Here is a 13597-nt window from a genome sequence, read left to right as displayed (position 1 = left end):
TTCATAAAAATAACTTTTATTTTTTACGAATTTTCAATTTTACTTTTCGCAGAAACCATCGAGAAAAATTTCAGATAATTGAGTTTTAAATTTTGCTGGAAAAATGCAGTTTGAAAACTGGTTAAGCTTCGTTTTATTCATCTGATTTGTTTGTGATTTAATTGCTCATAATTTTTTAGAACTATTTTTCAGCGTTGAAAAGTTCTCATTTTCTACTGCGCGTAACAATGTATTGGCAAAATGCGGGATTTAGGGAAGAATTGAAAAGCAGAAAAAATAATCCGCTCATGCTTTTCAATTCCACATTTTTTTCTTATTTTAGTGTACTTGAAAAAGCATTCGCTACGCTTGGTCGTTCTTGAACTTTCAGTTCTTCGAAAGCCCGCACTTCGCCAATACTTTTTCCGTTACACGCAATAGATTAGCGCGTTTTCGGATAATAATTTCTCTTTTTTTAACATTGCTATTTTTGGTTTTTATAAGAAAAAATTCAGTAGAAATATTGGGTTTAAAAAGTTCTTAAATTTTCTTGAAAACACTTTTCTCGACAAATAAATTTCGAGTTTTTTTCGCTTAAAATTTCGCGTGATTTTTAAGCTTCTTCTACTCTTTTCTTTTTATAATTGAAATTTTTCTCATTTGAAAAAATCAGAAAATATCAACTTCATAAACCATAGTTGAAAGTTTTGCCATTTTTTAAGATTTTCATAAAAATAACTTTTATTTTTTACGAATTTTCAATTTTACTTTTCGCAGAAACCATCGAGAAAAATTTCAGATAATTGAGTTTTAAATTTTGCTGGAAAAATGCAGTTTGAAAACTGGTTAAGCTTCGTTTTATTCTTCTGATTTGTTTGTGATTTAATTGCTCATAATTTTTTAGAACTATTTTTCAGCGTTGAAAAGTTCTCATTTTCTACTGCGCGTAACAATGTATTGGCAAAATGCGGGATTTTGTAAACGTTGAAATTTTGTAAAAATATTCCGCCGAATGCTTTTCAATTCTGCAATTTTTTTGTAAGTTAGCAGAAGTGAAAAAGCATCGGCTACGTTTCTGAATTCTTGAACTTTCAGTCCTTCGAATTCCCGCACTTCGCCAATACTTTTTCCGTTAGCAGAAATGTTGCCAAAATTCCGTTTCAAAAGAAATTTTTTCTAAGGTTTAATTTATTTCAATAATTTTTGATTTCAAATAATAAACAGACATATTTTGTCTGTTTTAAAAGTTACATTTGCATCATAATGAATGAAGCGAAACAAGAAATACTAAATATCATTGCAAATTATTGTAAAGAGAATCCAAATCAAAGGTTTGGACAAATCTTATTCAATCTGAATATTAATGAATTTAAAAAAGATTCGGAAGAAATAAGAGATATTCACAATGATTCTGACAAAAAGATTTTGGAAAGAATACAGTCAAGGATTAAACAATTAAAAAATAAATAAAATGGCAAAACTTTGGAAAGTCACCGCAAAAAGAGACAGCGGAAAAGTAGTGAAAGGAATGAGTGTGGAAATTGTAATTTCGGATAGAAGTGGAGAACCTAGACCTAAAGAAATTGTAAGTGCATTTCAAATAAAGTACAATATTGAAGTAAACGAAGGAAAATGTAGTTCCTCTTATTTTGTAATTGAAAAAAAATAGAAAAAATATGAAAAGAAAATTATTTTTAGGAGCAATAACTTTGTTTATGCTTCAAGCTTGTGGAGAAGACCGAGATGAAGATAATGCTACACAAATTACTATTCATCAAAAAATAATAGGAACTTGGACAATTGTAAAAAAGGAAAGTAACGGAACTAATATTCCTGCATCTTCACCTTGTCTGAATCTTGGAAACTTTGTCTTCGATTATAATAATAAGTTATATGAAAATCATAATTCAGTTGTCAATAACAATTGTATAATAGATACTGATAATTACACTTATTCTATTGACGAAAACAATAAAAAAATAACCGCAAAAAACGCTCAAAATGATGTGCTAATTTATTCAGTTTCTAGTTTGTCTGAAAATGAATTGATTTTAGTAAATTCGGTGGGAAATGATGTTACAAAATATACATTCAGTAAATAAGAATAATATGAAAGATTTCGAATTAAAAAAGGAAAAATGGTTGAAAGAAGTTGCAGAGCAATGTCATGAATTTGCTTTAAAAACTGATTTGGATTTTTATTGTTTTCAAACTTCTATTTCATTTAATCCAGATATACTTTTGATTGGAATTAATCCAGGAAATAATGGTAAATATTCTGATTACTTAAAAAATAATAAAATTGAAAAAAGGAAACCAGAAAGCTTATATTATTCGCAAAATTTATTAATAGAAGAAGCCAATTGGGGAGATAGTCTTTCACAAGTAAGAAGAAAACTAAAAGAGATTTTCTTTACCGAGCAGCTATTTTGTAAGTTAACAAATTCTGTTATGACCAACACTACTTTTTTCAATACGATTTCATCTCAGAATCTTAAAGATTTAGACCACGAAATAAAAAATTTTTGTTTACAAAAGACAATTGAACTTATTGATATTTTAAACCCCAAAAATATAATAATTTTCACTTCAGACACATCCGTACTTAGAAAAATAGGAGTTAAAAATATTCAAAAAATAGGAAAATATACAAAAAGTGGAATTTTAAATAATAAATTAGTTCATTCTATTCCACATTTTTCAGCAAGAGGCTACAATAGTACGGAAATTAGAAATTTAATTGGAAACGATTTAATTGATGTTTTAAGATGAAAAAAATTGAGCCTAAAGACGTAACAGAAGTTTTTACTTTTTACCGAGACGAGAATAACGGAAAAGAGCCAACTGAATGGGAGCATGTAACAATTTTTGACAAGCAAGGTTACGGAATAATTTCTGTTGAAGGTTATTCAGGTGTAATTGATAGAAATGGTAACATAATAATTCCTTTAGAATATGATAATCTCATTGATTTTGCAGAGCTTGAAAGTAAAATAATTCTTGCAAACAAAGGAGAATTATGGGGATTTATCAATTGGAAAAATGAAATTATAATTCCATTTGAATATTCTTATGCTTCTGTCTTTCAAGATGGAGAAGCCAAGGTTTGTAAAAATGGAAAATACTACATAATAAATCAGGAAAATCATATCATCAAAGAAATTGATGGGTTAGATAAAATTTTATAAACAAAATCATGGCTAAACTAGAACAAATCCAACGTTTATTGTATATCGCAGAATTGCTAAAAAGTAAACCTAACGGAATTACGTTTGAAGAAACCAAAGACTTTCTTGAAAAAAAGTTTGAAGAAAAAGGATTTGAGCTTAAATTCAGTGAGAAAACTTTTAAGCGAGACCGTAATCTCATTGCCGAAATTTTGGGCTTAGAAAGCAAATACAAAAAGGACTCAGGAACTTTTGCATTAAACCATGAAGAATTGGAAGAAGATTCAGAAGGTACTTTAGAAGATGTTTTGCTAATCGAAGCTTATCGAAAATCAAAGAGAAATTCTAAAATTATTCTATTTGAAAAAAGAGAACCCAGAGGTTTATACCATTTTTCTGATTTTATTGATGCTCTTAAAAGACACAGAATAGTTTCCTTTGAATACCAAAAATTCTATGAAAATCAACCTGAAAAAAGAGTTGTAGTTCCTTACGCTTTGAAAGAATCTCAAAATCGCTGGTATCTTTTAGCTACTGATTACTCTGTTGAAAATAAAAAATCAGTTGGGGATTTCCTTTCCAACAATGAAAAACCAAAGATTAAAAGTTTTGGATTAGACCGCATTTCTAATGTGGAGGTTCATTACACAAGGCAACTTCGTTTTGATGATATTTTAGAGGATTCCTTCAAGTATTCTTTCGGAGTTTCATCAACATTAGATGAGATTCCGCAAGAAATCATTTTGTCTTTCACACCACATCAAGGACAATATATAAAATCTTTACCGCTTCATCATTCACAAGAAATAGTAACAGATAATGAAAAAGAATTACGAATAAAAGTGAAGCTGTGCCCAACTTTCGATTTCACGCAAGAAATTCTTTCTCACGGACAAAATGTTACGGTAATTTCTCCCGAATCTTTCCGAAAACACATTACAAATACTATCAGAGAAATGTCTGAAAATTATAAGTAAACTTACGAAAACAAACACTTCTGCTAACATTGTATTGGCAAAATGCGGGGTTTACAACAGAATTGAAAAATTTCAGCATCTTCGCCGCCGCTATTTTTCCATTCCACATTATTTTTGTAGTTTAGTTTCATGGAAAAAATATCGGCTACGCTTGGTCTAAAATTGAACTAAAGTTCATTTTTTGCCCGCACTTCGCCAATACTTTTTCCGTTGTACGCAATGTTACCAAAAATTGCGTTGAATAAACGGAAAATGAAAAAAATATTTTATTCTACAATCTTCTTAATTTCTAATTTTTGTTTTTCTCAAAACTTATCAATCGAAGAAACTATTAATTACATAAACTCTATTGAACCAAGTGATTATAGTTCATTTATAAGTGTGGATAAATACGGAGTAATGAAATTTAAAGATTTTTGGGTTTGGGAAACAATTGTTGATTATAAAGACGTTGAATTAGAGAAACGAGAAAATATTGGAACTACAAATGTAATGTTGATATGTAAATACAATTCAAAATGTGTGAAATCAACAAATCGAAAAGGAGAATCTAATTTTTCTCAAAGTTTTATGGTAAAACAATTAAAGGATAGAGAAAATGCAAATAAAGTTTATAATGCAATGGAATATCTTCTAAAACTAATAAAAGAAAGACCTGTTGCAGTTGAGAAAAATGATGATCCATTTTCAACATATAATTATAAAAAATAAAAACACTTCGTACAACATTGTATTGGCAAAATGCGGGGTTTTGGGAACGTTGAAATTTTGTAAAAATATTCCGCCGAATGCTTTTCAATTCTGCAATTTTTTGTAAGTTAGCAGAAGTGAAAAAGCATCGGCTACGTTTCTGAATTCTTGAACTTTCAGTCCTTCGAATTCCCGCACTTCGCCAATACTTTTTCCGTTATGCGACATTTTACATAAAACACGTCTATGAAAGAAATTTTCAACATTTTTTTAATTATTCTCATTTTTATAGGATGCAAACAAACTGAGAATAAAAATACTGAGATTGATAATAAAAAAAATAAATTCGTTGAAAATAAATTTGTCCCAAAATATGGAAATTCATTTTTTAATTTTGATGTAATTGAATATTATCACACAAAAATTCCAGAAGATAAAGCTATGGATTTATTTGATTCACAAAATAAATCACAAATAGACAAATTAAAATTTGATATTATTATTGGCGAAAAACCTGAAAATTTAAATAACTTAAAGTTTATAACTTCACTAAGCGAAATAGGATTTACAAGATCTCAAATTCCTCAATCTAAATTTAAGGAAATTAATCAAATTTTCACCGAAAAAACAGTTTATGAAAATTATGCAGCAGCTTGTGTTGCAGTTTATCGTGATATTCTTGTCTTTAAAAAAAATAAGAAAATTATAGGATTTTGTAAAATATGTTTTGATTGCCGTTTATTCAGAATCATAGGAACAAATGCAAATACAGAAAACTTCGGTCAAGATGGAGATTTTGAGAAACTTTCCAACTTATTAAAAAATTAAAAAAAACGTCGCATAACATTGTATTGGCAAAATGCGGGGTTAAAGTCTAAATTAAACATTTTGTAATATTTAGCCGCCAATATTTTCCAATTCCACATTTTTTCTTAATTTAGTTCCATTGAAAAAATATCGGCTACGATTGTGAATTCTTGAACTTTCAGTTCTCCGAATTCCCGCACTTCGCCAATACTTTTTCCGTTGTCTGCAATTTCACCAAAAAACTGTTATTATAGTGAAAAAAAACTTATTCTTAGTATCTTTTTTATTAATTGGATGTAAAAAAAATCCAAATAGAGTTGAAGAAATGAGTGTAAATAATGGAGCAAATATTGTTAAAGAATATTATAAAGATGATTTCAAAATCAAAATAGAAGTGTATGATAAAAACACTAATAAAATTTTAGCTATTACAGATTTTGATAAAGATACTATTACAAAAATGGTTGAGTTTCACACAAATCAAAATAAAAAACTAGTTGCAACATTATTACAAAAACCAAATTTTTTTGAAATAAAAAATTATTTTGAAAATGGAAGAAAAGAAAATGAAGGTTTTGTTGTTTATAATTATAAATCAAAAAAAATAATTCCAGTTTCCGATTGGATATTTTATAATCGCAAAACAGGTGAAGCTGATTCAATTGGTCATCATTTTAGTGATGGAAATATTTCAGTTCTTGCAGAAGTAGAAAAGCCTGATAAGAAAAAAGGAGGAATTCAAAAAATTAAATATTTTGAAGTTAAACCAAAAGATACATTAAAAGGCTTTGTTAATTGGGAGGTTAAGAGAATACGATAAAAACTGCAGACAACATAGGCTTTGCAAAATGCGGGGTTTAGTCATGATTGAAATTTAGTCAAAATTATTCGCAACTGCTTTTCATATTGTTTTTTTGACTAAATTAGACAATCTGAAAAAGCATTTGCTTCGTTTCTGAATTCTTGAACTTTCAGTCCTTCGAATTCCCGCACTTCGCAAAGCCTTTTTCCGTTAGGCGACATTGTATGTAAACACTGCCCTAAATTGAAATTCCATCTTAATAATGAAAGCAAACGAAACTAAAGTAGAAGACTTTTTATCATCAAATAAAACTCAATTTGTAATCCCAGTTTACCAAAGAAACTATGATTGGACAACAGGACAATGCAAACAACTTTTAGACGATATTCTTGAAGTAGGAACAAACAAAAAAATGAACGCTCACTTTATTGGGAGCATTGTCTATGTTCACGATGATGTTTATACAGCTTCACGAATAAAGGAATTAACAATTATTGATGGACAACAACGTCTTACAACACTTACTTTAATTTATTTAGCTTTATATCAACTCGCTAAAGATTTAAAAGATGACGGACTTGAAAGCGAAATAAGCGAAACATATCTTATAAACAAATTCGCACCAGAAGAGGAAAAATTAAAATTAAGACCAACGGAAAACAACGATAAAGCATTAAAATATCTGTTACGTGGGCATTCTGACGAAGAATATACCGATTTTTCAAAATTGATAGACAACTTCAATTATTTTAAGGGGAGAATTTCGGAAGAAAATTATCTCGTGGTTTTAAAAGGCTTGTCAAAACTTATGTTTGTTGAAGTTTCACTTGACAGAGAAAAAGACGACCCTCAAAGAATTTTTGAAAGTTTGAACTCAACAGGTTTGGAATTGACACAAGCGGATTTGATTAGAAACTATATTTTAATGGGACTCAATCGAAGAGACCAAAACAAAATCTATCAAAATTACTGGGAAGTAATTGAAAAACTTGCAAAAGATGAATCTTCTAATTCAAGTCGAGTTTCTGATTTTATAAGAGATTATTTAACACTTGAAAATAACAATATTCCCAATAAAGGAAAAGTGTATTTAGAGTTCAAAGCTAAATATCCAACTTCTTCACTCGAAGATTTAGAAACAAATCTCGGAAATATAAAATCGTTAGTAAAACATTACAACAAGCTACTAAACCCGAAAAATGAAACTGACAAAGACATCAGAAAACAATTAGAATATATCAGTAAGTTAGAAATTAATGTCGCTTATCCGTTTTTAATGAAAGTTTACGATGATTATTCTAAAGAAATCATTGACAAATCTACATTCGTCAAAATTTTAGAACTAATTCAATCGTTTACTTGGAGACGTTTTATTCTTGGTTTGCCAACAAATGCCTTGAATAAAATATTTATGAATCTTTACGACAAAGTTGAAACTGACAATTATTTACATTCAGTACAAAAATCACTTTTACAAAGAACTGGTGTACAAAGATTTCCAAGAAATGCAGAAGTTACTGATGCTTTAAGGATAAAAGATGTTTATAACATCAAATCTAAAAACAGAACTTATTTATTGGAAAGACTTGAAAATTTTGAAAATAGAGAACCTGTTTTAATTGAAGGAAACCCTGACATAACAATTGAACACATTTTTCCTCAAAATCCTGATGCTAAATGGAAATTAGATTTAGGAGCAGATGAATACAACTATATCAAAGAAAACTATCTTAATACTATTGGAAACCTAACATTATCAGGAAATAATGGAAAATTAGGTAACAAACCATTCCTTGACAAAAGAGATTTAGCCGAGGCAGGTTATAAAGATAGTCGATTATGGCTAAACAAATATCTTACAATTCTTGACAAGTGGGATAAAGCAGAAATTGAAATACGATATAATCTAATTTCTGAACGCTTTTTGAAAATTTGGGAAATTCCCAACATTACAATTGACGAAAGTTCAGATAATGATGAAATAAACATTTTTGAAGCAGAAGACCCAAAAGGGAAAAAGTTAGAATATGCTGTATTCTTTGACCAAAAAATTGAAGTAAATCAAGTTGCAAAACTATATTTTGAAGTTTTTAGACAACTTTTTGAACTACAACCTGAGACTTTTTTCACAACAGAACTTGCTGAAAAAATTGGCTTAACTAAAAATCCAACAGAAGGAAATCCAAGACAACCTGTGCCAATCAATGAAACTTATTTTATAGAAGGAAATATTGACAATAACGGAAAGTTTGACAGGATAAAACTTGCTCTTACTTTGTTTGATTTCGAAGACGAACTATTGATAAAATATGCTGAAGAAAAAACAACGATCGCCTAACAGCGCATTGGCAAAATGGCGGGGTAATTGCTAAATTGAAACTTTCTGCATATTTAGCCGCCGAATGTGTTCCACATTCAACTTATTTTAATAATTTAGCTTCTGTGGAAACACATCGGCTAGGTTACTGCTAAATTGAACTTTTCGCCCAATTTATCCGCCACTTCGCCAATGCGTTTCCCGTTATGTGCAATTCTCCCAAAACCACGCAATGAAAGTTAACACAGAAGATTTAGTGAAAATTTGTGATAATTATCTCTCTGATAAAATTACTGAAAATGAAATCGAAACTTTTGCAGGAAAAGCAATATTTGATGATGAAATTGAATTTGAAAATGATATTGTTTCAGATATAATATTTCAGTGGGATAATACAGAAATTAATTTCAAAATAAATAAATTGAATATTAGTCTATGGAAACATTATCTAATGACGGGAGAAGACAAACTTTTAGAATATAATAATTGGAATTTTCATATAAAATTACAGAAGGAACTTTGCGAAAAGTACAAATCTGAATGGAAGCCTATTAATAAAAAATTAAATATTGGACTTTCACAAAATTATGATCTTGAACCAATTAATGGTTTAAGACATTCCGCTGAAAAAGGGACTTCAGGTTGGTTTATTTGGTTTGGAGAATATTCAGAAGATCCTGATTTTTTTCAACCTATTTGTGCTGAACATTTACTTAATATTTATCCAAAAATAATTGATTTCTTGGGTTTAGAGATTGGTTACAGATTTCAAATAGATAGAAATGGCTACGAAGATGTTTGGAAAGATGAAAATATAAAGTAAGAACTGCACATAACATTGTATTGGCAAAATGCGGGGTTTAAGGCTAAATTGAACTTTTAGTAATATTTATCCGCCAATATTTTCCAATTCCACTTTTTTGTTTAACTTAGTTCCATTGAAAAAATATTGGCTACGATTGGTCTGAACTTGAACTTTCGTTCAAATTAAGCCCGCACTTCGCCAATACTTTTTCCGTTAGCAGAAATTTTAAAACAAAATCACGTGAAAAAAAAATACCTTCTTTTTTTATTATTGTTTACTGTGTTCAATATTTATGCGCAAAAAAAAATAAAGTCTAATAATGATTCTATTAAAATAGAAAAAAAACTTTATGAAAATAACGTAAGTAAAAGTAATAAAATAGAAAATCAAGAAGATTTATATAAGTTACTATATGAAAATTCCAAAGATTTTAATGAGCAATTAACAACAACTATTCAATGGACTATTGGTCTTTCACTTGCATTTCTTTTAGCAATATTTGGAAGTCAAATATTTTTTAACTGGAGAGTTAATAAAAAAGATTTGGAAAGTATAAACAAAGACATTATGGAAAAGTTTTCTGAATTAAAAGCCGATATTTTAAAGGAAATTACACAAAATGATAAGCTAAATAAAGAAAATATTGATAAAATCTTTGTGAAAATGGAAAACAAATTTTCTGATAAAATCAACGAAGACTTTAAAGAAAAGCAAAAACAAATAAATCTAATTGAAAAATTAAGCACATTTCAAAATGAATCAACAGAAAAGTCATTAAGTTCAGATTTAAAAAGAATAAAAAATGAAATCGAAAAAATTAACGGAGACATATGGAATCTCAAGGGCGTTAAATCAAATGCACTTTCTTCCTATGTAAATTCGGCGATCAGCAGATTAGAATCAGGAGAATATATAAAATATTTGCTTGACGAAATAATAACAACTTTAAAGGATGTTGAAGATATTCACGATACTCAATATAAAAAATTAGATGAGTTAGTTTTAAAAATAGAAGGAAAATATGATACAGAAAAAGAATTAATTAAAAATAATTATTTGGATAAACCAGTCTATGAATTTACTGGTAATCAGAATCCATTTTTTAATTTATTTCCTTCAATCAGATACATAAAAAACAAGAAATAAAAAACTTCTGCTAACATTGTATTGGCAAAATGCGGGAGAAAGTGCAAAGTTGAACTTTTGAAAAAATATTCCGCCGCTGCTTTTCAATTCCGTAGTTTTTTTGTAAGTTTACTTCATTGAAAAAGCATCGGCTCCGCTTGGTCGTTCTTGAACTAAAGTTCTTCGAAAGCCCGCACTTCGCCAATACTTTTTCCGTTGGCGGTAACTTTATGAAAAGACTACTTTACATATTACTATGTGTCGGACTGACAAATACGTCATACGGATGTTGCGCAGAAGATGACAGGACTTTGACTGAAAGGTTGTTTAATGGAAACTCTGGGACAATTTTTTCCTGCCGCATTTTGACTTTTTCAACTCCAAACTACGGAGATAATATAGCTATGATTGCCTCAGACGGTAGTATTGACGGGACAGCTACCGCAGAAATAATAGAAGTTTATTTTGGTAACGTTGATACTAACATTATAACGCTTAGAGCTGGTTCATACTTGACAGTTGGCAAGTCATACTTAATTTATACAGGTGGCAGCGGACGGGTATTTAGTTTTGGAGGCAACTGTGACAGATGGACAAAGCAAATTAGTGATAACCCGATTGTTGTAAATGAACTTCACATTTTGAAACAGTTTGCTGACATTTTCAAAAATAAATTATCGGGTAAATTCAAATTCATAAACTCAAACAATATTGTCATTGCGGAAGGTCAATTCAAGAAAGGTAAATCTGTAAAAATTTGGAGACACTTCTTCGACAATGGAGTAGTTAAATCAGAGTTCGACTTGACAAATGGTTTAACTTCATATTTCTATCAAAACGGCTTCATAAAAACAAGACAGACTGCACTTAAAGACACCTCAATTTTTGAAAAATATTGCGAGTTACAAAAAGACGAATTGGTTTTTAAAGTGACAGAGATTAAAGATAAAAATGGCAAAACTGTATCTTCTGTTTGGTGGGAAAATAATCACGAACATTATCCGAATGGCAAGATAAAGTTTACTGGACTGACAAGTGGAGGAAAGCGGATTGGAGTGTGGAAGTGGTTTAATGACAAGGGAGAAATGACTGCCGAATGGGATTACAAGGACGGCACATATGGACAATAGAAAAGCTACCGCCAACATCGGTTTTGCGTCAGGCGGGGTGTCGTGCTTCTATTGACAATTTTGTGTATAATTGAAGTGCGGTTCTTCGTATCGGGTGCAGTGCTAAAAAGCCCGCCCGAACGCAAAGCCGAAAAACGTTATCTGCAAGCGTATCACAAAAAAACCGCACAAAATGAGAAAAAATGTCTTAATATTTTTTGCTTTATTAGCATCAATTTGTTTTTTACAGATAAACGCTAAAAAATTCTCTACAAATTATAAAAGTAATGTTCAAGACACTATTATTGTAAAACACAAAAATTCAATAGAAAAATCTTATGAAGTTGGGTTTTATTCAAAATCTTATAGTTATTATTGGATTGTTGGAAAAGACACTCTTGATTTTGCAATAAGCGCTCACGAATATGAAAGAGACAAATCTATGAGCATAAATATTTTTCACAAAAATCCCATTAATTTAAAAACTGCAATAAAAAATACGGAAAATTGTTTAACTCTAATTAAACAAGATTTTAACATTGAAAAACTTAATTACCTATATTTTACAAACACTTTTATTTATTATCCAGATATAGTTACAAAACTATCAAATGAATATAACGCAAAATATGGTAAAAAAAGAATTGAATATAAAGACTTAAACAAATTTCTTCTCAGTTCAATTTTTAATACCAAAATGAATGAGTTTCTAAAATTGCAAAATAAAAAAGTAATCGGTTATGGAATTGAAAAATTTAATTTAATCGATAAACAAAGTATGAAATATCAACTGCCAAATATGGACTTAAAAGATTATCCTGAATACTCAATAAGTGGAATGGGTATATCAGTAAAATTGGATAAAAAATAAAAAATACGCCTGCAGATAACATTGTATTGGCAAAATGCGGGGTTAAAGTCCAAGTTGAACTTTTTGTAATTTTTAGCCGCCAATATTTTCCAATTCCACTTTTTTGCTTAAATTAGTTCCATTGAAAAAATATTGGCTACGATTGGTCTAAATAGAACTTTTCGTTCCATTTAGCCCGCACTTCGCCAATACTTTTTCCGTTAACTGCAATTGTAAAAAAACTTCTCGTAAATGAAAGAAATTGAAACCGTTGAAGATTTGAATGATTTATTAATCAAAAAGTATAAATCTGAAGATGATTTTTTATTAATAGCACAAGTTTATGAAGAAGGTTTAATAGATGAAAATAATTTAGAAATTAAACAAAATTTCGAAAAAGCTTTTGAGATTTATTTAGAAGGTTCACATTATAATTATTGTAAAATAAGAGTTGCTGATTATCTATCAGAAGGAATAGGATGTAAAAAAGACATTAACAAATCAATTGAACTTTACAACGAATTAATCAGAGAAAATTTAAGTACTGCTGCATTTAATTTATCCACTATTTATCGTGATAAAGGTGATTATGTAAAAGTCGTCGAATTACTTTATAAAGTTTTTGAAATTGATAGCATTTTTCCGATTGAATTAGCCTTTCATTATTTATACGGATTAGGAATAAAAAAAGACAACTTGAAAGCTAAGGAAATCTTTTTATCAATTATAAATCAAGTAGATAAATATTCCGTATACGAAATCGAACAAGCGAACTATCAATTAGCATTATTATCATTAGAAAACAATGAAATTCAAAATGCAAAATTTTTACTTTCCCAAAATGATAATGAAATATCTAATGATTTATTAAACATTATTGGAAGATAAGAACATTACACAACTGCAGTTAACATTGTATTGGCAAAATGCGGGGTTAAATGCAAGTTGAAAGATTTGAACTATTTAGCC

17 protein-coding genes are annotated in these 13597 nt (G+C 29.2%); 15 read left to right on the top strand and 2 right to left on the bottom strand.

What is annotated here, in order from left to right; translation table 11 throughout:
* Positions 1 to 909 precede the first annotated feature (909 nt).
* Positions 910 to 1143 (bottom strand): hypothetical protein, encoded by a 234-nt coding sequence (locus G6R40_RS02755; protein ID WP_165131266.1) that lies wholly within the window; start codon positions 1141 to 1143, stop codon positions 910 to 912.
* A gap of 99 nt (positions 1144 to 1242) precedes the next feature.
* On the opposite strand from G6R40_RS02755, the gene G6R40_RS02750 reads away from it, so the two are divergent.
* From G6R40_RS02750 to G6R40_RS02720, 7 genes are all read left to right on the top strand, one after another.
* Positions 1243 to 1449, top strand: coding sequence for a hypothetical protein (locus tag G6R40_RS02750; RefSeq protein ID WP_165131264.1), 207 nt, complete (start codon positions 1243 to 1245; stop codon positions 1447 to 1449).
* 1 nt (position 1450) lies between these two features.
* Positions 1451 to 1648, top strand: a complete 198-nt coding sequence (locus tag G6R40_RS02745) for a peptidase (protein WP_165131262.1) — start codon at positions 1451 to 1453, stop codon at positions 1646 to 1648.
* Positions 1649 to 1655: 7 nt separating this feature from the next.
* Positions 1656 to 2081 carry a lipocalin family protein gene (locus tag G6R40_RS02740; RefSeq protein WP_165131260.1) on the top strand — a complete coding sequence of 142 codons (426 nt, stop codon included), beginning with the start codon at positions 1656 to 1658 and terminating at the stop codon, positions 2079 to 2081.
* Between the two features lie 7 nt (positions 2082 to 2088).
* A complete protein-coding gene (locus G6R40_RS02735; protein WP_165131258.1) occupies positions 2089 to 2751 on the top strand; it encodes a hypothetical protein in 663 nt (220 codons plus the stop codon).
* Positions 2748 to 3167, top strand: coding sequence for a WG repeat-containing protein (locus tag G6R40_RS02730; protein WP_165131256.1), 420 nt, complete (start codon positions 2748 to 2750; stop codon positions 3165 to 3167). The genes G6R40_RS02735 and G6R40_RS02730 overlap by 4 nt, the downstream gene beginning before the upstream one ends.
* Positions 3168 to 3175: 8 nt before the next feature.
* On the top strand, positions 3176 to 4123 hold the full coding sequence (locus G6R40_RS02725) for a helix-turn-helix transcriptional regulator (RefSeq protein WP_165131254.1): 948 nt from the start codon (positions 3176 to 3178) through the stop codon (positions 4121 to 4123).
* A 252-nt stretch (positions 4124 to 4375) separates the two neighbouring features.
* Positions 4376 to 4834 carry a hypothetical protein gene (locus G6R40_RS02720; protein WP_165131252.1) on the top strand — a complete coding sequence of 153 codons (459 nt, stop codon included), beginning with the start codon at positions 4376 to 4378 and terminating at the stop codon, positions 4832 to 4834.
* 84 nt (positions 4835 to 4918) lie between these two features.
* Here the strand turns inward: G6R40_RS02720 and G6R40_RS15240 are convergent, their stop codons facing one another.
* Positions 4919 to 5041 carry a hypothetical protein gene (locus tag G6R40_RS15240; protein ID WP_262887661.1) on the bottom strand — a complete coding sequence of 41 codons (123 nt, stop codon included), beginning with the start codon at positions 5039 to 5041 and terminating at the stop codon, positions 4919 to 4921.
* Positions 5042 to 5059: 18 nt separating this feature from the next.
* On the opposite strand from G6R40_RS15240, the gene G6R40_RS02715 reads away from it, so the two are divergent.
* The 8 genes from G6R40_RS02715 (at position 5060) to G6R40_RS02680 (ending at position 13516) form a co-directional block, all read left to right on the top strand.
* Entirely contained in the window at positions 5060 to 5641 is a 582-nt protein-coding gene (locus G6R40_RS02715; protein ID WP_165131250.1) for a hypothetical protein, read from the top strand.
* A gap of 232 nt (positions 5642 to 5873) precedes the next feature.
* Positions 5874 to 6440 (top strand): hypothetical protein, encoded by a 567-nt coding sequence (locus tag G6R40_RS02710; RefSeq protein ID WP_165131248.1) that lies wholly within the window; start codon positions 5874 to 5876, stop codon positions 6438 to 6440.
* A gap of 244 nt (positions 6441 to 6684) precedes the next feature.
* Positions 6685 to 8760, top strand: coding sequence for a DUF262 domain-containing protein (locus tag G6R40_RS02705; RefSeq protein ID WP_165131246.1), 2076 nt, complete (start codon positions 6685 to 6687; stop codon positions 8758 to 8760).
* 211 nt (positions 8761 to 8971) lie between these two features.
* Complete coding sequence (locus G6R40_RS02700; RefSeq protein ID WP_165131200.1) at positions 8972 to 9562, top strand: hypothetical protein; 591 nt, start codon at positions 8972 to 8974, stop codon at positions 9560 to 9562.
* A gap of 222 nt (positions 9563 to 9784) precedes the next feature.
* Positions 9785 to 10690: a hypothetical protein gene (locus tag G6R40_RS02695; protein ID WP_165131244.1), complete on the top strand. Its 906-nt coding sequence runs from the start codon at positions 9785 to 9787 to the stop codon at positions 10688 to 10690.
* A gap of 383 nt (positions 10691 to 11073) precedes the next feature.
* Positions 11074 to 11799, top strand: coding sequence for a hypothetical protein (locus tag G6R40_RS02690; RefSeq protein WP_165131242.1), 726 nt, complete (start codon positions 11074 to 11076; stop codon positions 11797 to 11799).
* A 172-nt stretch (positions 11800 to 11971) separates the two neighbouring features.
* The gene (locus tag G6R40_RS02685; protein WP_165131151.1) at positions 11972 to 12649 is read left to right on the top strand and encodes a hypothetical protein; all 678 of its coding nucleotides are present in this window, start codon (positions 11972 to 11974) and stop codon (positions 12647 to 12649) included.
* A gap of 231 nt (positions 12650 to 12880) precedes the next feature.
* Positions 12881 to 13516 carry an SEL1-like repeat protein gene (locus G6R40_RS02680; RefSeq protein ID WP_165131204.1) on the top strand — a complete coding sequence of 212 codons (636 nt, stop codon included), beginning with the start codon at positions 12881 to 12883 and terminating at the stop codon, positions 13514 to 13516.
* Positions 13517 to 13597: the final 81 nt, after the last annotated feature.

The organism is Chryseobacterium sp. POL2, from assembly GCF_011058315.1.
GTDB lineage: Bacteria > Bacteroidota > Bacteroidia > Flavobacteriales > Weeksellaceae > Soonwooa.
The sequence above is the reverse complement of the archived record's forward strand: the minus strand, read 5'-3'. Positions and strand labels throughout refer to the sequence as shown.

Bases quoted from the DNA above. Each gene is read 5' to 3' on its own strand.
- G6R40_RS02750 (WP_165131264.1), top strand. From the start codon at position 1,243: ATGAATGAAGCGAAACAAGAAATACTAAATATCATTGCAAATTATTGT.
- G6R40_RS02745 (WP_165131262.1), top strand. From the start codon at position 1,451: ATGGCAAAACTTTGGAAAGTCACCGCAAAAAGAGACAGCGGAAAAGTA.
- G6R40_RS02740 (WP_165131260.1), top strand. From the start codon at position 1,656: ATGAAAAGAAAATTATTTTTAGGAGCAATAACTTTGTTTATGCTTCAA.
- G6R40_RS02735 (WP_165131258.1), top strand. From the start codon at position 2,089: ATGAAAGATTTCGAATTAAAAAAGGAAAAATGGTTGAAAGAAGTTGCA.
- G6R40_RS02730 (WP_165131256.1), top strand. From the start codon at position 2,748: ATGAAAAAAATTGAGCCTAAAGACGTAACAGAAGTTTTTACTTTTTAC.
- G6R40_RS02725 (WP_165131254.1), top strand. From the start codon at position 3,176: ATGGCTAAACTAGAACAAATCCAACGTTTATTGTATATCGCAGAATTG.
- G6R40_RS02720 (WP_165131252.1), top strand. From the start codon at position 4,376: ATGAAAAAAATATTTTATTCTACAATCTTCTTAATTTCTAATTTTTGT.
- G6R40_RS15240 (WP_262887661.1), bottom strand. From the start codon at position 5,041: ATGTCGCATAACGGAAAAAGTATTGGCGAAGTGCGGGAATTCGAAGGA.
- G6R40_RS02715 (WP_165131250.1), top strand. From the start codon at position 5,060: ATGAAAGAAATTTTCAACATTTTTTTAATTATTCTCATTTTTATAGGA.
- G6R40_RS02705 (WP_165131246.1), top strand. From the start codon at position 6,685: ATGAAAGCAAACGAAACTAAAGTAGAAGACTTTTTATCATCAAATAAA.
- G6R40_RS02700 (WP_165131200.1), top strand. From the start codon at position 8,972: ATGAAAGTTAACACAGAAGATTTAGTGAAAATTTGTGATAATTATCTC.
- G6R40_RS02690 (WP_165131242.1), top strand. From the start codon at position 11,074: ATGATTGCCTCAGACGGTAGTATTGACGGGACAGCTACCGCAGAAATA.
- G6R40_RS02685 (WP_165131151.1), top strand. From the start codon at position 11,972: ATGAGAAAAAATGTCTTAATATTTTTTGCTTTATTAGCATCAATTTGT.
- G6R40_RS02680 (WP_165131204.1), top strand. From the start codon at position 12,881: ATGAAAGAAATTGAAACCGTTGAAGATTTGAATGATTTATTAATCAAA.